This window comes from Metapseudomonas resinovorans (genome assembly GCF_002003485.1).
GTDB classification, from domain to species: domain Bacteria; phylum Pseudomonadota; class Gammaproteobacteria; order Pseudomonadales; family Pseudomonadaceae; genus Metapseudomonas; species Metapseudomonas resinovorans_D.
The window spans coordinates 123,962-140,237 of sequence record NZ_BDMA01000001.1 but is presented as its reverse complement, the minus strand read 5'-3'; the positions used below and the strand labels follow the sequence as shown (position 1 = coordinate 140,237).

General features: G+C 64.6%; 15 protein-coding genes. 5 read left to right on the top strand and 10 right to left on the bottom strand.

The features are described 5' to 3' along the window. Positions 1-117: 117 nt before the first annotated feature. Entirely contained in the window at positions 118-1,080 is a 963-nt protein-coding gene (gene speB / locus MnOB_RS00605; RefSeq protein WP_077520726.1) for an agmatinase, read from the bottom strand. A 69-nt stretch (positions 1,081-1,149) separates the two neighbouring features. Then, positions 1,150-2,232: a polyamine ABC transporter substrate-binding protein gene (locus MnOB_RS00600; protein WP_077520723.1), complete on the bottom strand. Its 1,083-nt coding sequence runs from the start codon at positions 2,230-2,232 to the stop codon at positions 1,150-1,152. Positions 2,233-2,342: 110 nt separating this feature from the next. On the opposite strand from MnOB_RS00600, the gene MnOB_RS00595 reads away from it, so the two are divergent. Beyond that, positions 2,343-3,242: a LysR family transcriptional regulator gene (locus MnOB_RS00595; RefSeq protein WP_077520876.1), complete on the top strand. Its 900-nt coding sequence runs from the start codon at positions 2,343-2,345 to the stop codon at positions 3,240-3,242. 415 nt (positions 3,243-3,657) lie between these two features. Here MnOB_RS00595 and MnOB_RS00590 read toward each other — a convergent pair whose 3' ends face one another. The 4 genes from MnOB_RS00590 to MnOB_RS00575 form a co-directional block, all read right to left on the bottom strand. Further along, positions 3,658-5,010 (bottom strand): glutamine synthetase family protein, encoded by a 1,353-nt coding sequence (locus MnOB_RS00590; protein WP_077520720.1) that lies wholly within the window; start codon positions 5,008-5,010, stop codon positions 3,658-3,660. A 25-nt stretch (positions 5,011-5,035) separates the two neighbouring features. Further along, positions 5,036-5,593, bottom strand: a complete 558-nt coding sequence (locus MnOB_RS00585; RefSeq protein ID WP_077520717.1) for a helix-turn-helix domain-containing protein — start codon at positions 5,591-5,593, stop codon at positions 5,036-5,038. Positions 5,594-5,630: 37 nt separating this feature from the next. Then, complete coding sequence (locus MnOB_RS00580) at positions 5,631-6,920, bottom strand: NAD(P)/FAD-dependent oxidoreductase (RefSeq protein ID WP_077520714.1); 1,290 nt, start codon at positions 6,918-6,920, stop codon at positions 5,631-5,633. 166 nt (positions 6,921-7,086) lie between these two features. After that, a complete protein-coding gene (locus MnOB_RS00575) occupies positions 7,087-7,989 on the bottom strand; it encodes a LysR substrate-binding domain-containing protein (RefSeq protein WP_077520712.1) in 903 nt (300 codons plus the stop codon). A 119-nt stretch (positions 7,990-8,108) separates the two neighbouring features. Here MnOB_RS00575 and dkgB point away from each other — a divergent pair, with 119 nt between their 5' ends. Both dkgB and MnOB_RS00565 read left to right on the top strand, forming a co-directional pair. Continuing rightward, the gene (gene dkgB, locus MnOB_RS00570) at positions 8,109-8,909 is read left to right on the top strand and encodes a 2,5-didehydrogluconate reductase DkgB (RefSeq protein ID WP_077520709.1); all 801 of its coding nucleotides are present in this window, start codon (positions 8,109-8,111) and stop codon (positions 8,907-8,909) included. Between the two features lie 131 nt (positions 8,910-9,040). Continuing rightward, complete coding sequence (locus MnOB_RS00565) at positions 9,041-9,613, top strand: tetratricopeptide repeat protein (RefSeq protein ID WP_077520706.1); 573 nt, start codon at positions 9,041-9,043, stop codon at positions 9,611-9,613. Between the two features lie 344 nt (positions 9,614-9,957). Here MnOB_RS00565 and MnOB_RS00560 read toward each other — a convergent pair whose 3' ends face one another. Together MnOB_RS00560 and MnOB_RS00555 are read right to left on the bottom strand one after the other, a co-directional pair. Continuing rightward, entirely contained in the window at positions 9,958-12,042 is a 2,085-nt protein-coding gene (locus tag MnOB_RS00560) for a TonB-dependent receptor (RefSeq protein WP_077520704.1), read from the bottom strand. Between the two features lie 124 nt (positions 12,043-12,166). Continuing rightward, positions 12,167-13,126, bottom strand: a complete 960-nt coding sequence (locus MnOB_RS00555; RefSeq protein WP_077520701.1) for an AraC family transcriptional regulator — start codon at positions 13,124-13,126, stop codon at positions 12,167-12,169. Positions 13,127-13,226: 100 nt separating this feature from the next. On the opposite strand from MnOB_RS00555, the gene MnOB_RS00550 reads away from it, so the two are divergent. Then, the gene (locus MnOB_RS00550; RefSeq protein WP_234358179.1) at positions 13,227-14,135 is read left to right on the top strand and encodes an NmrA family NAD(P)-binding protein; all 909 of its coding nucleotides are present in this window, start codon (positions 13,227-13,229) and stop codon (positions 14,133-14,135) included. Between the two features lie 436 nt (positions 14,136-14,571). Here MnOB_RS00550 and MnOB_RS00545 read toward each other — a convergent pair whose 3' ends face one another. Continuing rightward, positions 14,572-14,829, bottom strand: coding sequence for a DUF2790 domain-containing protein (locus MnOB_RS00545; RefSeq protein WP_077520695.1), 258 nt, complete (start codon positions 14,827-14,829; stop codon positions 14,572-14,574). A 220-nt stretch (positions 14,830-15,049) separates the two neighbouring features. On the opposite strand from MnOB_RS00545, the gene MnOB_RS00540 reads away from it, so the two are divergent. Then, entirely contained in the window at positions 15,050-15,781 is a 732-nt protein-coding gene (locus MnOB_RS00540; RefSeq protein ID WP_077520693.1) for a tellurite resistance TerB family protein, read from the top strand. On the opposite strand, the gene MnOB_RS00535 is transcribed toward MnOB_RS00540, so the two are convergent. After that, positions 15,778-16,230 carry a YMGG-like glycine zipper-containing protein gene (locus MnOB_RS00535; protein WP_077520690.1) on the bottom strand — a complete coding sequence of 151 codons (453 nt, stop codon included), beginning with the start codon at positions 16,228-16,230 and terminating at the stop codon, positions 15,778-15,780. The genes MnOB_RS00540 and MnOB_RS00535 overlap by 4 nt on opposite strands. Positions 16,231-16,276: the final 46 nt, after the last annotated feature.

Genomic DNA, 16,276 nt, shown 5'->3' with positions numbered 1-16,276 from the left:
CGTCTTTTTTCGGAGCACGTAGTGCCTTTGTAGGAGCGAGCTCTGCTCGCGAAGCTTTTGCGCGGGTACGTTCGCGAGCAGAGCTCGCTCCTACAGGTCATGGCCCGGCCGTCGCGCCTAGCGCATCCCCAACTTATGCCGCGCCGCATACAGGCAGACCATCTCCATCGCCAGGGTCGCGCCAGCCAGGGCGGTGACTTCGGCGTTGTCGTAAGGCGGGGCCACTTCCACCACATCCATGCCCACCAGGTTGATGCCGCGCAGGCCCCGGAGAATTTCCAGTGCCTGGTGGCTGGACAGCCCGCCGCAGACCGGCGTGCCGGTGCCGGGGGCGAACGCGGGGTCGAGGCAGTCGATGTCGAAGGTCAGGTAAACCGGATTGTCCCCCACCCTTGCACGGATGCGCTCGGCGATCTGTTCGGGCGTGTGGCGATGCACCTCGCGGGCGTCCAGCACCTGGAAGCCCATCACGTCGTCGTTGGTGGTGCGCAGGCCGACTTGCACCGAGCGCGAGGGGTCCACCAAGCCCTCGCGGGCGGCGTGATAGAACATGGTGCCGTGGTCGATGCGCTTCACCTCGTCGTCCGGCCAGGTGTCGCTGTGGGCATCGAAGTGGATCAGCGAAAGCGGACCGTGTTTCGCCGCGTGGGCCTTCAGCAGCGGGTAGCTGATGAAGTGGTCGCCGCCCAGGGTGAGCATGGCCGCGCCGGATTCGAGGATGCGCGCCGCATGGGCCTGGATGGTTTCCGGGGTGTCCTGCGGGGTGCCGTGGTCGAACGAGCAGTCGCCGTAGTCGATCACCGCCAGGTGATCGAAGGGGTCGAATTCCCAGGGGAAATGCCGCGCCCAAGCCATCTGCACCGAGGCGGCGCGAATGGCGCGCGGTCCGAAGCGGCTGCCGGGACGGTTGGTGGTGGCGGTGTCGAAGGGCACCCCGCTCACCACCAGGTCGACGCCGCGCAGGTCGCGGCTGTAGCGGCGGCGCATGAAGCTGGTGATGCCGGCGTAGGTGGATTCGGCAGCGGTGCCATAAAGGCTATCGCGGGTAATGGCCTGGTCGTTGTCGAAGGCGTGGTCCATCTTATCGGGCTCCCATCAGGGTTCTTATGCTCCCCTCTCCCTCTGGGGGTGAGGGTGGTTGAAGGCGACTCAGTACTGGGTACGGAACGAGGTCCAGAGGCGGGTGCGGGCGCGCTGGTCCTTGAGGGACTGGATTCGCTCGCCGAACAGGCGGTCGCGCACCTCCTTGCTCGGGTAGATGTCTGGATCACCGGCCACGTCCGGCGTCAGCAACGGGGTGGCAGCCTTGTTGGCGTTGGCGAAGAACTGGCTGTTGGTCAGCTCGGCGATGGCCTCGGGACGCAGCATGTAGTCGATGAAGGCGTGGGCGGCCTGAGGGTGCGGCGCGTCGGCAGGAATGACCATGGTGTCGAACCAGATTAGCGTGCCCTCGCGGGGAATGCGGTAGATCACCTCGAAGGGCATCTTCGCCTGGCGCGCCTGGTCGGCAGCAATGGCGGCATCGCCGTTGTAGGTGAGGGCCAGGCAGATATCGCCCTTGGCCAGGTCGTTGATGTGTTTGCCGGCGCCGACGTAACGCACGTTGGGCTGCAACTGCGCGAACAATTCCTGCACGGCCTTCAGGTCGGTCTTGTCGGTGCTGTAGGGGTCCTTGCCGAGGTAATGCAGGGCGACGCTGATCACCTCCTGCGGCGAGTCGATCACGGCGATGCCGCAATCCTTCAGACGGCTGGCGTACTCGGGCTTGAACAGCAGGTCGAGACTGTTCAGCGGGGCATCGGGGATGCGCTTCTCAACCGCTTCCTTGTTGATGCCCAGCCCCACGGTACCCCAGGTGTAGGGCACGCCGAAGCGGTTGTCGGGGTCGACGGTGGCCAGCTTGGCCAGCAGCTCGGGGTCGAGGTTGGCGAAGTTCGTCAGGCGCTCGCGCTGAACCGGCTGCACGGCCTTGGCCTGGATGGCGCGGGCCAGGCCGCTGCTGGCGGGGAAGACGACGTCGTAACCGCTGCCGCCGGTCAGCAGCTTGGCGTCGAGGGCTTCGGCGCTGTCGAAGATGTCGTATTTGACCTCGATGCCGCTTTCGTCCTTGAAGCCTTGCAGGGCCTTTTCCGGAATGTAGGCCGACCAGCTGTAGAGGTTCAGCACCTTGTCTTCGGCATGTACCGGCAAGGCACAGGCGAACAGGGCGGCAAGCAACAAGGGACAACGCATGATGGGCTCCTGGGGGATTGCAGGTGGGGCCATGCTGCGCCGGGCTTTGCTTTGAATAAATATGAAGTGTTCTACTTTGGCATCTACGTTCATCAATGTTTGGTGTCGCCATGCTCAGCCAGCTCCACGACCTCGACCTGCAATTGCTGCGCATCTTCGTCACGGTGGTGGAAAGCGGCGGCTTCAGTGCAGCCCAGGGCGAGCTGGGGATCGGTCAGTCCACCATCAGCACGCAGATGGCCAAGCTGGAAACGCGACTGGGCTTCCGCCTCTGCGAACGCGGCAAGGCCGGCTTCCGTTTGACGCCCAAGGGTGAGCAGGTGCTGGCGGCCACACGCAAGCTGTTCGGTGCCATTGAGACCTTCAAGGGTGAAGCGCGGGGCATGTCCGGGCTGCTCCTGGGGGAGCTGCGTATCGGCCTTTCCGAAGCGCTGGACAATCAGGTGCTGCAAAGGCTCGGTAAAGCGATCGGGCGCTTCCGGCAACGCAACCAGGCGGTGCATTTCGAGCTGATCAGCGCCATGCCAGCCGAGCTGGAGCGACGCCTGTTGCAGGACCAGCTGCACCTCGCGATCGGCTACTTCTCCAGGACCCAGGCGGCGCTGGACCATCAGCCCCTGTTCGGCGAGCAGGAGCGCCTTTACTGCGCCGTCGGACACCCGCTGTTTCACCGCGACCCAGTCAGCCTTGATGACCTTTCGCGCTACGACCTGGTGCAGCACCCCTATCGCTTCGGCGAGGCAATGGAGCCCTTCCAGAGCGGCCCGAGCAGCGCCCGCACCGAGCAGGTCGAGTGCAGCCTGGCCTTCATCCTGTCAGGCGCGCATATCGGCTACCTGCCGGAACACATCGCCGCGCCCTGGGAGGCCAGCGGACAGCTGCGGGCCTTGCTGCCGGAGCAGACCGGCTACCGCGTCAACTTCCACCTCAGCAGCCATCGCGGGCGACAACCGAGCGAGGCGCAGATGGCGTTCGTGGAGGATTTGCTGGCTGCGTTCGGGGATGTGTAGGGCGATTTTTTTGTGGGGGCGAATTCATTCGCGAAATGGATTGGTACCGCGCAGGCCGGAAGCTGCCCTCACCCCCGGCCCCTCTCCCTGAAGAGGAGAGGGGTGACTCTCCGTGCACCACCGTGCCTGTAGGGGCGATTTCAATCGCCAAGCAGGGCGCAGCCCTGCCCTTGTAGGAGCGAATTCATTCGCGAAACGGCCTGGCACTGAGCTGGCCGGAAACTGCCCTCACCCCAACCCCGCTTCGCGCCCCAGCCTGATCGCTTCGCGCTCAGGCGCTCATCGGCACTGGAAGCGGTGCTTCCAAAGACGTGCCTCCTCGCCCCAGAGGGAGAGGGGGCTGTCTGTGCCTGGGTCGATTCAGGCGCAGTCCTGTAGGGGCGAATTCATTCGCCGAGAAGGCAGGACTACGGGGTTACATGTACCAACGATACTCCCGCGCGCTGACTTCGTTCATGAAGTCCAGGTACTCCTGGCGCTTGTTCTCGCAGTAGACCATCACGAACTCGCTGCCCAGGCCTTCGTTTACCACGGGGTGGCTGCGCATAGCGGCGACGGCGGTGAGCATGTCCTTGGGGAAATCGATGCCGCTTTCACGGTCTTCGTTGAGCGGCGCGATGGGGTCGCGGGCGGCATCCAGGCCGTGTTCCATGCCGGAGAGGATGGCGGCCAGTACCAGGTAGGGGTTGGCGTCAGCGCCTGCCAGGCGGTGTTCGATGCGCAGGTTGCGACCATCGGATTCGGGGATGCGGATGCATGCATCGCGATCCTCGAAGCCCCAGCTGGCGCGGCTGGCGGCGTTGACCATCGCGCCGTAGCGGCGGAACGCGTTGTGGTTGGCGGCGAAGATCGGCATGCAGTGCGGCAGCAGATCGAGGCAGCCGGCCACCGCGTGGCGCAGCGGGCGCTGGTCGTTGGCGGCCAGCAGGTTATTGCCGTCCCGGTCGTAGAGGCTCACGTGTACATGCATGCCGCTGCCCGGCGCGTTCAGGTAAGGCTTGCTCATGAAGGTCGCGCGATGGCCGTGCTTGAGAGCGACGCCACGGGTGCTGCGGCAGAACAGGGCGGCCCAGTCGGCGGCCTTGAGGCCGTCGTCGCAATGGCCGAAGTTGATTTCGAACTGGCCCGGACCGAGTTCGGCGGTGATGACGTTGGCGGCGACGCCCTGCTCGTTGGCGGCGTCAACCATCTCGTGCAGCACGCTGGAGAAGCGCGACAGGCGCTCGATGTGCATGTTCGGCTGGTCGTCCTCGTCCTCGCAGAGCGGGTCGCGGGGGAACTGCGGCAGGCCGTCCTTGAGCTTGCGGTCGAACAGGTAGAACTCCAGTTCGAAGGCCACCACCGGGCGGATGCCACGCTTTTCCAGGCGCTGCAGTACCCGCGCCAGCACCTCACGGGGTTCGAACTCGATGGGGGCCTCAGTACCGTCGGAGGTGATGAGCATCTGCCCCAGCGGCTCCTTCTCCCAGCGCACCGGTTTCAGTGTGCCGGGCACCAGGCGGCGCGGCGCGTCCGGGTCGCCGTCTGCGAAGCAGTAGTCGCCAATCGGGTAGAGCCCGCCCTGGGTGCCCAACAGCACGCAGTTCTGCGGCACCTTGAGCGGGCTGCCTGCCGCGACTTTCTCCACCATTTCCACGGGGTAGCGCTTGCCGTAGAAGTGGCCGGGAATGTCCAGGCAGATCAGGTCGATGTAGCGGACTTCCGGATACTGGGCACGGAAGGCACGTACTTCGCTGAGCAGGTCGGGGTACTGGTTTGTTGTGGTCATCACTGCTGTCCTGCGAGCTGGGGTCTCAGGTGAAGACCCACAGGACTCGCGTCGGTTTGTCGGAAAGATTGGCGTAGCGGAACTGGGCATGGGGCGGCAGCTGGAAGCTGTCGTTGGGGTAAAGCGTCACCGGTGCGGCGTCGTCGCCGTACCAGACCGTCAGCTCGCCTTCGAGGACGAATCCTCCCTGCTCCGAGCTGTCGTCCAGGTGCCCTTCGCCGCTGGTGGCGCCGGGCTCCAAATGGCTTTCCAGCATGGAAAAGCCGCCGGACATGGTCGGCGAGGCCAGCACGTCAGTAATGCCACCGGCGTAGTAGAGCGTGCGACGCTCGCCCGGGCGGGTGACCCAGGGCGTCTCGCGAGGTTTGCTCAGGTTGTAGAAGTAGGTCGTGGGTACGCCCAACGCCTCGCTGATGGCGGTCAGGTCGGCCACCGTCGGACGCGACAGCCCTCGTTCCACCTGGGAGAGGAAGCCCACCGAGCGATCGATACGCGTGGCGAGGTCCCCGAGGGTCACGTTCTTGTGCTTGCGCAGGTCGCGAATCAGGATCGCGAGGCTTTCGATTTCGTCTTGCTTGTCCATTTGGGAACTCCGGCTGCCGGACTCGAAAGGCGCGACCTTAAATCACATCCCTCAAGCGGTAATAGGCCTTGCCGGCCGCTTCCAGTGGCGCCGCCAGCAGGGAGCCGCCCGGGAAGCGCGGGTTGCCGATGGCCTGGTAGAGGTCGAGCAGCTCGTCATTACCGAGGATGGCGTCGCTCACCGCCTTGGCGCCGGCCAGGGTGGGCAGGATTCCGTGGCCGGAGAAGCCCTGCAGCCAATAGCGCGAGCCTTCGCGGCCGATGTCCGGGGTGCGTTTCATGCTGACGTCGATGTGGCCGCCCCAGCCGAATTCGATCTCCACGCCCTTGAGCTGCGGGAATACGCGCTCCAGGTACGGACGCGTGGCCGCCGGCACATCCTTGGGCAGGCCACCCAGGTAGGTGCAGCCGCCGCCGAACAGCAGGCGATGGTCCGGGGTGAGGCGGAAGTAATCGGGCACGAACTGGTTGTCGATCACGCAGCTGTTCTTCGGCAGCAGCGATTGCGCGAGCTCGGCATCCAGCGGTGCGGTAGCCACCTGGTAGGAACCCACGGGCAGCAGGCGGCTGGAGAGACGGCGATCGAGGCGGTCGACGTAGGCGTTGCAGGCCATCACCAGGATGCTGCCGCGCACTTCGCCCTGGGCGGTACGGGCGACATAGCCGGAGGGCGTTTCGCGGTATTCGAGCACCTGGCTCTGTTCGTAGATGCGTCCGCCCCGGGCTTCGATGGCGGCGGCCAGGCCCTGGGCCAGCTTGAGCGGATTGAGGTGGGCGGCTTCCGGGTCGTACAGCGCAGCCTGGTAGCGTGGGCTGTCGATCCACTCGGACAGTTCGTCGCGGCGGAGCAGGCGCATACGGTCGTAGCCCCATTTGTGGATGGCGTCTTCCTGGGCTTCTTCCAGGGACTTCACCCGACGTTCCATCACGGCGGTCCAGAGACTGCCGACGCGGTAGTCCACGTCGAAGCCGTGGCGCACCGGCAGCTCGCGCATCTCATCGGCGGCCCAGCGCATGCTGTCCCACAACCGGCGAGTACGTTCCAGTCCCAGTGCCTTCTCCAGCGGCGGCATATCGCAGGACCAGCCCAGCAGCGCCTGCCCGCCATTGCGCCCGGAGGCTGCCCAGGCCACGCGACTGGCTTCCAGCAGGGTCACGCGCTTGCCGGCTTCCGCAAGACGCAGAGCGGTATGCAAACCGCTGAAGCCGGCACCGATGATCAGGACATCGGTCTCTTCGCTACCGGACTGAATCGGGCGCAGGGGAATGCTGCCGGGGTAGGTCTGGGCGTAGTAGGTGCCGACATGCTGGGCGGACTGCTTGAACATGGGTGCCTCGTGAACTTTTGATTTGTAAATTTCATGAAAATCTACACAAAAATATTCACGCAGCCAAGGCATTTGTTTGAAATAAACAACACCACAACCAGAGCGCCGCGAAGTTATAGGCATTGCGGGCGACAGGTGATCGAAATTACGGACGGACGGGTGAACCCTACCGCGTCCAGACCTGCTCCTTCAGGCACTCGGCTACATAGTCCAGAAAGCAGGTGATACGCGAAGCCAGCGCGGTGTTGCGGTAGTAGACGGCATTGATCGGCTGACGGTGCTCGACCGTCGCGTCGACGAGCACTTGCACGAGTCGGCCAGAAGCGCGATCGGCATGGGTCATGAAGTCCGACAGGTAGACGATGCCGATACCTTCCAGTGCCAGCTGACGCAGGGTTTCGCCACTGGACGCCCTGACGGTCGGGGTGATCTGCAGGCTATCTCCCTGGGCATGGCGCAGTGGCCAAAAGTTGAGGCTGTCCGGATGGGTGAAACCCAGCAGGCAGCATTGCTGCAATTCATCTACTGTCTTCGGTGCGCCGTGGGCCGCCAGGTAGGCGGGGCTGGCCAGGATGCGCATGCGGTTGCCGCCCAGGGGGCGGGCATGAAGGGAAGAATCTCGAAGGGTGCCCAGTCGCAGCGCGACATCAGTGCGGTGCTCGATCAGGTCGATGATCTGGTCACTGGTATGCAGCTCCAGTTCGATCTCCGGAAAGCGCTCACGAAAGCCCGCCACCAGCGGCACCAGCACATGCAGCATGAAGGGCGAAGCGGCGTTGACTCGCAGGCGACCGGCCGGCTTCTGCCGACGCAGGGCCATCTGTTCTTCGGCTTCTTCGACCTGGGCGAGGATGCGCCGCGCCTGGGCCAGGAATGCCTCGCCTTCTTCGGTCAGCTCCAACCTCCGGGTGGTGCGGCGCAACAAGGTGACGTCGAGCTTGTCTTCCAAGCGGCTAAGGGCACGGCTGACGCCCGAAGCGGTCTGCACCAGTTGCTCGGCGGCGGCGGTAATGGAGCCGCTGTCGACCACAGCAGTGAAGGCTTGCAGCTCGTCCAGGGTGGTTTTCATTCATGACTCCCGCGCAAATATCTTTGGCTTGATAGCCGGTTTTTCCGCATGAGTCGAGCGGCGACACTGTGCGCCATTGGCCCCATCGGGCGCGTTCGACTGAACAGGAGCAATTCCCCATGAGCATTCCCGCACTCGGTCTTGGCACCTTCCGCCTCAAGGACCAGCAGGTGATCGACTCGGTCCGCAACGGCCTGGAGCTGGGCTACCGCCACATCGACACCGCGCAGATCTACGGCAATGAGGCCGAAGTCGGCCAGGCTATCGCCGAAGGTGGCGTCCCCCGCGACGAACTGTTCGTCACCACCAAGGTCTGGACGGAGAACCTCGCCGCCGACCGCCTGATCCAGAGCCTGGAAGAAAGCCTGGCCAAGCTGCGCGTGGACCAACTGGACCTGGCGCTGATCCACTGGCCCAGCCCCGACGACGCCATCCCGGTGGCCGAATACATGGGCGCCCTGGCCGAAGCCAAGGCACGCGGACTGACGCGGCAGATCGGCATCTCCAACTTCACCGTCGCGCACATGCAGCAGGCCATCGACGCCGTGGGCACGGAAGCCATCGCCACCAACCAGGTGGAGATCCATCCGTTCCTGCAGAACCGCAAGGTGGTGGAGTTCGCCCGCAACCAGGGCATCCACCTCACCGCCTACATGCCGCTGGCCTACGGCAAGGTGCTGCAGGACCCGGTGATCCAGGGCATTGCCACCGCCCATGACGCCACACCGGCCCAGGTCGCTTTGGCGTGGCTGCTGCAGCAAGGCTTCGCCGTCATCCCCTCTTCCACCCGCCGCGACAACCTCGCCAGCAACCTGTTGGCCCAGGACCTCGTGCTGACCGAGGCGGAGATGGCGGCCATCGCGACCCTGGACCGCGGCGAGCGTTTGGCCAACCCGGGGTTCGCGCCGAACTGGGATTGAGCGTCGGCCGTGGAACGGTGGATGTAAAAGGCGACATCCACCCTACGCACCGACTACCTCCGCTGCGTAGGGTGACGGGGTCGGCGGATGCAACTACCCTCCTCCCTGATCTGTGAGGGAGAACTCCGCCCATGTCCATTCAACGCGCCTTGCCGCGACTTGCCTGCATCGCCGTACTCGCCCTGCTGGGTGCATGCACGCAGCAACAGCAACAGCAACAGCAACAACAGTCCGCCACGCCGCCAGCCGGCCAACCCCAGGCCCCGGCGACCACGCCGCAGGACCAGCAAGCCAGCGAACTCGAACGGCTCAAGCAACAGGCCGGACGTGGCGACCCCGACGCGCAGTACCAGCTCGGCAGCCTGTACTTCGTGGGCAAACCGCAGAAGGACCTCAAGCAGGCCGAGTACTGGTGGAAGCAGGCCGCGGACAAGGGGCATTCCCAGTCGGCGTTCAGTCTCGCCTTCCTTTACACCGGCCGCGCCGATCCCGCCTTCGCCGACCAGCGCGCCATGCACAAGTACCTCAGCCAGGCCTCCGCCGCCGGCAATGCCATGGCGCAGCACGTGCTGGGCAGCATGTATGCACAGGGCGCCGAAGGCCTGAAACAGGACCCCAATCAGGCGCGCGCGCTGTTCCAGAGTGCCTGCGACAAGCAGTACCCGCCGAGCTGCGAGGCGCTGAAGAGACTGCAGACGAATTGAGTCGATCTTGTGGGGGCGAATTCATTCGCGAACTGGGATGGCACCGAGTAGGCCAGTAAACACCCTCACCCCCGGCCCCTCTCCCAGAGGTAGAGGGGTGACTCTCCAGGCGACCGCTTTGCCTGTGGGGCAATTCGCCAAGCGGGTCGAAGATTCCCCCCGAAAAACGCCCGGCATTAGCCGGGCTTTTCTTGCGGGAGAGTTGGGCTTCGCATACCTCAGCCAAAACCTACGGCACCGAACCGGCTCTTGTAGGTTGGGCAGAGCGCAGCGAAACCCAACAATTCGCTGCCTGGAAAACAGAAACGCCCGGCAAGAGCCGGGCGTTTTCTTTCGCACTTCGATCAGAACCGATAGTTGGCGCTGAGCTCCAGGGTACGGGGCGCGCCGGGGGTGATCAGGTCCACCGAGCCGTGGGCCGAGGCGTAGTAATCGCGGTCGAACACGTTGTGCAGACGCAGTGCCATGTCCCATTGCGGAAGGTTGTACAGCAGCGCCGCGTCGAAGGTCGTGTAGCTGGGCATCACGACCTTGTTGTCCAGTGCGGTGTAGCGGTCATCCACATAGTTGGCGCCCATGCCGAGACGCCATTCCGGGGTCAGCGAGCGCACCACCCAGAGGTTGGCGCTGTTGCGCGGCGTCAGGGTCGGCGTCTGACCTTCGTTGGGCACGCCATTGGTCTTGTTGGTGGACTTGGTGATTTCCGCGTCCAGGTAGGCGTAGCCACCGTACACGTTCCACTTCTCGGTGATCTGGCCACTGAAGGTCGCTTCGAAACCGTCGGTACGCTGCTCACCGGCCAGCACCGTCAGGTTGGTGGTCGGGTCGGTGGTCTTCATGTTGGTGCGTTCGAGACGGAACACCGCGGCGGTGACCGAGAGGCGGTTGTCGAGCAGGTCCCACTTGGCACCCACCTCGTAGTTGGTGGTTTCCTCGGGTTCGAGATGCTGGTTGGTCGGCGCCAGGGCGAACACTTCACCCGACGGCTGATAACCACGGCTCACCGAGGCGTAGTAGGACTGGATCTGGTCCGGCTGGAACACCAGGCCGGCACGCGGGCTCCAGGTCTTGTCGGTGCGATCGAGATCGACGTTCTGCACGCGATCGTCGTCGTACTCCTGGCCGAAGATGTCGTAGCGCACACCGAGCAGCGCCTTCCACTGCGAGGTCAGCTCGATCAGGTCCTGCACGTAGAAGCCGGCGGTGTCTTGGAAGTTGGTGCCTTTGGAGGACAGCGTGCTGGCGTGCTCCGGCACCGGAACCAGGGCGTCGCGGTAAACCGGCACCTGGGCCACGTTGTTCTGGCTGAACACGCGCTGGTACTTGTCCTGGTGACCCAGCTCGACGCCATAGAGCAGGCTGTGTTGCATCCCGGCCAGTTGGGCCTGCTGCTTCAGTTCGGTCTGGTTGAACACACCGTACTCATCACGCGCCACGTTGCCACGGTTCAGCTTCACCAGCAGCTCGCCGTTGGGCGCGGTGACGAAGCGGGTCGGGCTGCTGTCGGCCAGGGTGTTGTTACGGTCCAGGTCGTAGCGGTAGTAGCGGGTGGTGTTGCTCAGCGTCAGCTCGTCGTTGATCCGGTAGTCCAGGCCGGCGGTAAAGGAGAACACCTCACTGCGGGCGTAATCCTGGTCCGCGTCGCCGGAGCCGAAGCGCTTCTCGCGATCGACGTGTACTGGACGATCACCGAGGGCGGGAATACCGAAATCGATCAGGCGCTTGTCGTAGAGGTAGGTGGCCCCGAGGTTCAGCTCGAGGTCGTCAGACAGCTTGAAGAAAGCGGACGGCGCAATGGCCTTGCGGTCGATGTAACCATCGTCGCGGAAGGTGTCGCTGTCTTCGAAAGCGCCGGTGACGCGGAACGCCTTGTCACGCTGCTGCTGATCGGCCCAACCGGCATCGAATTGGGTGCGGCGCTTACCTTCGCTGTCGAAGCTGACGCCCAGCTCCTGCTTGGGATCGAAGCCAGGCTTCTTGCTCACGCTGTTGATCAGGCCACCGGAAGAACCACGCCCGTAAAGCACCGCGGCCGGGCCCTTGATGACCTCGACGCGCTCGATGTTGGAGAGGTCGCGGAAGTACAGCGCATCGTCACGGATGCCGTCGATGAACATGTCGCCGATGGCGCTGAAGCCGCGAATGGTGACCTGGTCGCGCTGGCCGTCACCGTTGGAAAGACCAATGCCGGGAACGTTTTTCAGGACGTCTTCCATCGACTGGGCGCCCTGATCCTTGATCACGCTCTCAGGCACCACGTTGACGGTCTGGGGAATGTCGCGCAGCGGCGCGTCGATCTTCAGCGCGCTACGGCTCTCGGTGGCCTTGTAGCTTTGCTGCTCGTAAGCACTGGTCACTGAGGTCGCCGGAATGGCCAGTGCCTCTTGGGTTTCAGCCTGGACAGCGGGAATTACCAGCAGGCCCAGCATCGGCAGAGATGCCGGGGCAATACGCTTTCTAGCCACCACGAGTTCCTTGATCGTTGGAAGAAAGAACAAATGGTAACAATTAGCATTTGTAAATCAAATGTAAATAATTCGCAGATAGTAAATTTTACCGATTGATTTTCGTGGCATGCCGTGCAGCACCGGGCGCCATGCCATGGCAGCGCTTGAATGCGCGGCTGAAAGCGGCTTCCGACTGGTAGCCCAGACGCTCGGCCAGGACCGCGATGGCCACTTCCCCTTCCTGCAACCAGCTCAGGGCCAGGTTCATGCGCCAACGGGTGAGGTATTGCATGGCCGGTTCGCCCACCAGGGCGGTGAAGCGCGCGGCGAAGGCGGAGCGCGACATGGCGGCGGCTTCGGCCAGGGACACGAGACTCCAGTCTCGCGCCGGGTCGCGGTGGATCAGGCCAATAGCGCGGCCGATCTGGCGGTCCTGCAAGGCACCGAGCCAGCCGCTCTGGGCGGCCGGATCGCGCTCGATCCAGGCGCGAATGGCCTGGATCACCAGGATGTCGGCCAGTCGCGTCACCACCGTCTCACCTCCAGGGCGCAGCGCACGGGCTTCGTCGCGCATGAAGCGCAAGGTGCCCTGCAACCAGTCGGCGTGCTCGGCGCTGGCCGCCTCCACATGCAGCAACGCCGGCAGCAAGCGCACCAGTTGCCGGGCAACCGGATGGTCGAAGCGGACCGCGCCGCAGACCAGGCTCACCGGCGCCCCACCGCCACCATGGCGGATGATCTCGTAGCGCTCGCTCAGGCATTCCCGTGGCAGGTCGAACAACGGCACTGCCGCCACGCCCTTGCCACTCAGCAGGCTATGGCCGTGACCATGGGGCACCAGCGCCAGGTCGCCCGCCCTCAGCAGCAGCGGTTCATACCCGCCCACGTCGAGCCAGCATTCGCCGGATGTCACCACATGGAACATCAGGCAGTCCTCCATCGGCGGCAGCCCCAGCCCCCAAGGCGCGGTGAATTCCGACGCGCAATAGAGCGTCCCGCTCATGCGCAGCAGGTGCAGCGCCTCGCCCAAGGGATCGCGGAATTGCCACGGGGCATTTGGGTCCATGGGGGTTTGCTCATCTCTGGACGAATGATCATGAATCATCGACCAACAATCATTGTTCGTCCAACACGCTCGTCCGAGACTAGAACCCAAGCGCTCAGGCATGTGCCGAACAGACAAGCGCGACCAGGAGGACAAGATGATCACGGTAATGGGCGCCACCGGGCACACCGGTAAACGCATCGTCGAGCAACTGCTGAACGCGGGTGAATCCGTTCGTGCGCTGGGGCGGTCGGCTGAACGCCTGGCCGCGCTCAAGGGCGCCGGGGCCGACGTGATGGCAGGCGAGCCGAACGATTCGGCCTACCTGACCGAAGCCTTTCGCGAGGCCGACGTGGTCTACACGTTGTTGCCCTACGACCCATCGGTAGTCGACTACATGGCACAACAGGCGGAAGTGGGCGAAGCCATCGTCAAGGCGATATGCGACAGCGGAGTACGCCGCGTGGTGGCGCTTTCCAGCGTCGGTGCCGAACGGGCTTCGGGTAACGGTCCCATCGCCAGCATGCATGAGCAGGAAGTGCGGCTGCGCGAACTGACGGGCGTGGATGTGCTGATCCTGCGTGCCGGGGCCTTCTTCGAGAACCTGCTGCCGGCGTTGTACATGATCGAACAGCACGGCCTGGTGGCCGATGGCGTCGGCGCGGACGTGCCGGTGCCGATGATCGCCTCGAAGGACATCGCCGATGCGGCCCTCGCCGCGCTGCTCGACCGTGACTGGCACGGGATGCAGGTACGCGAACTGCTAGGACAGCGGGACATCAGCTACGGCGAGGCGACGCGCATCCTCGGGGAGCATATGGGCCGGCCGGACCTGCCCTACGTGCAACTGCCCTACGACGAAATGGCGGGGATGCTGCAGGAGGCAGGGTTCTCGGCCAATCTCGCCGAGCTCTATGCGGAACTGGCCCATGGCATCAACGAACGGACGGTGAAGTCGCTGGAGGGGCGGCGGCCGGAGAACACCACGGCGACGTCGTTCGAGGCGTATGTGGCGGAGGTGGTGGGGTGACTAGCGGGTGGCCAACCCTGTAGGGGCGAACTCATTCGCGATGGGGGGTTGCTCGGAGCTGGCCGGTCCCCCCTCACCCCCGGCCCCTCTCCCTAGATGGAGAGGGGTGACTCTCGCCTGCACTGCCCTGCCTCACTGACAACTTGGTCTGGCTGTGCAAAAACCCTGTGGGGGCGATTTCACTCGCCAAGCAGGCCGCAGGGCTGCCTTGCTCTTGTAGAAGCGAATTCATTCGCGATGGGGGGGTTGCTCGGAGCTGGCCGGCCCCCTCTCCCCCGTCCCCTCTCCCTGAATGGAGAGGGGTGACTCGCGCCTGCACCGCCCTGCCTCACTGGCGCCTTGGTCTGGCTGTGCACAAACCCTGTGGGGGCGATTTCAATCGCTGTGCAGGACACAGTCCTGCCAAGTCTGGTGCCGGACGATTCACGGCCTCGCATCAGCTGTTGGCGCAGGCGCTGGACTCTTTCAGGTAGGTCACGGATTTCTCTTCGCCCTGGGAATCGACGTAGGTCATCTTCGCCTGGATGGTCTCGCAGGTCAGCGAGTTCGGCTCGTCGATGGAGATGACTCGGGCGACGTCCAGCGGCATGCCGTAGCTGTAGGGCACGGCCTCGGCGGATTTAGCCGCGAAGACGCTGCCGCTGGCCAGGAAGGCGAGCAGCAAGGTGGTACTGGTGGTAATTGCACGGTTCACGGTGGTTCTCCTGTTTGCCTGGAAGGCCCCGGCATCGCTGGCGATGCGCTTTCGGCCGATGTGCCAATTCGACTCCAGGCAAGGCGCGGGAAAAAGACGCCTTTGCTGAAAGCGCTTTTCCGTAGCGCGCAACAATCTTCGCCGCCCGACGGTCATGCCCCCGCTTCTGGCCGGGTCTATCGTTCCCTGACCGGAAAACGGCCACCGCGAGGACGAGGCCATGAACACCAGTGATCTGCTCGAACAATTACTGCGGTCCGGCCAGGCCGGGGCAGCGCAACGGGGCGACGCGGGCATGGCGTCGCAGGACCCTCTGGGCGGGCTCGGTGGCCTGCTGGGCGGTCTCATGGGAGGTGGCGGCGGCGCCAATGCCGGACTGGGCGGCCTGCTCGGCGGCATCCTCGGCGGAGGCCAGAGCGGTGCCTCCATGGGCGGCGGTTCGATGGGTGGCGGTGGCGGGCGTTCCGGAGGACCGAATTACGCCGCGCTGGCGTCCCTCGGCATGATGGCCTTCCAGGCGTACCAGGCCTGGCAACGCCAGCAGTCTTCCGCACCCCAGCAGGCGATCAGCACGGTGGACCAGCTTTCCGGTGCCGAGGCCGATGACCACAGCCTGGCCATCCTCCGCGCACTGATCGCTGCCGCCAAGGCCGATGGCCGCATCGACGAGCAGGAAAAACAGGCCATCTATGCCGAGATTTCCCGGCACACCGACGACCCGCAATTGCAGGCGTGGCTGGACCAGGAAGTGCAACGGCCGCTGGACGCCGCCGAAGTGGCGCAGGCCGCATCGGACCCCGGTATGGCGGCCGAGATGTACCTGGCCAGCGTGATGCTGGTGGATGACCAGCAATCCGCCGAACGCGCCTACCTGGACGAACTGGCCTATCAGCTCAGGCTCGATCCGAACCTGCAGGCCCAGCTGGAGCAGCAGGCGCGCGGCACTGCCTAGGGTGTTACCTGATAGCCGCGCTGCTGCAGGCAACTCGTATAGGCCGACGACGCCGTGCTGCTGGCCTGCTCGTTGGTGCGGCGGTCCTGCCTGCGCTCCTGGCGCTGACGCGAACCGCCGACCACGGCACCGGCCACCGCAGCGTCCTTGGCTTTTTCCTGCCGGTACTCCTTCTGCAGATCGTCATCGATACGGTCGTAGTCGTTGCTGCGCGCCTGGCCAACGACGGCACCGGCCATGGCCCCCGTCGCGGCGCCCCGGACTCGACCGCCGCTCGGGTTGGAGGTGGTAGTGCTCGTGGAGCTGCCGGCCTGGGCCTGGCAGTTGGCGATATCTTGCTGGACCTGTTGCTGGGTCTGGCCCTGTAGCGGCACCACGGTTTCGGCGAAGGCGGGCAGGCAGATGAGCGAGGCGAGCAGGGTCCAGCGGCAAGGGGCGAAGGAGATCATGGAGGTGAGGCTCTCGAAGGAAGTGGATGGGGCCGACGTGTCTCCG

Excerpts from the sequence above, each read along its gene's own strand:
- MnOB_RS00580 (WP_077520714.1), bottom strand. The coding sequence starts at position 6,920 with ATGTTCAAGCAGTCCGCCCAGCATGTCGGCACCTACTACGCCCAGACC.
- MnOB_RS00560 (WP_077520704.1), bottom strand. The coding sequence starts at position 12,042 with ATGCTGGGCCTGCTGGTAATTCCCGCTGTCCAGGCTGAAACCCAAGAG.
- dkgB (WP_077520709.1), top strand. The coding sequence starts at position 8,109 with ATGAGCATTCCCGCACTCGGTCTTGGCACCTTCCGCCTCAAGGACCAG.
- MnOB_RS00535 (WP_077520690.1), bottom strand. The coding sequence starts at position 16,230 with ATGATCTCCTTCGCCCCTTGCCGCTGGACCCTGCTCGCCTCGCTCATC.
- MnOB_RS00575 (WP_077520712.1), bottom strand. The coding sequence starts at position 7,989 with ATGAAAACCACCCTGGACGAGCTGCAAGCCTTCACTGCTGTGGTCGAC.
- MnOB_RS00585 (WP_077520717.1), bottom strand. The coding sequence starts at position 5,593 with ATGGACAAGCAAGACGAAATCGAAAGCCTCGCGATCCTGATTCGCGAC.
- speB (WP_077520726.1), bottom strand. The coding sequence starts at position 1,080 with ATGGACCACGCCTTCGACAACGACCAGGCCATTACCCGCGATAGCCTT.
- MnOB_RS00590 (WP_077520720.1), bottom strand. The coding sequence starts at position 5,010 with ATGACCACAACAAACCAGTACCCCGACCTGCTCAGCGAAGTACGTGCC.
- MnOB_RS00540 (WP_077520693.1), top strand. The coding sequence starts at position 15,050 with ATGAACACCAGTGATCTGCTCGAACAATTACTGCGGTCCGGCCAGGCC.
- MnOB_RS00565 (WP_077520706.1), top strand. The coding sequence starts at position 9,041 with ATGTCCATTCAACGCGCCTTGCCGCGACTTGCCTGCATCGCCGTACTC.
- MnOB_RS00550 (WP_234358179.1), top strand. The coding sequence starts at position 13,227 with ATGTGCCGAACAGACAAGCGCGACCAGGAGGACAAGATGATCACGGTA.
- MnOB_RS00555 (WP_077520701.1), bottom strand. The coding sequence starts at position 13,126 with ATGGACCCAAATGCCCCGTGGCAATTCCGCGATCCCTTGGGCGAGGCG.
- MnOB_RS00595 (WP_077520876.1), top strand. The coding sequence starts at position 2,343 with ATGCTCAGCCAGCTCCACGACCTCGACCTGCAATTGCTGCGCATCTTC.
- MnOB_RS00600 (WP_077520723.1), bottom strand. The coding sequence starts at position 2,232 with ATGCGTTGTCCCTTGTTGCTTGCCGCCCTGTTCGCCTGTGCCTTGCCG.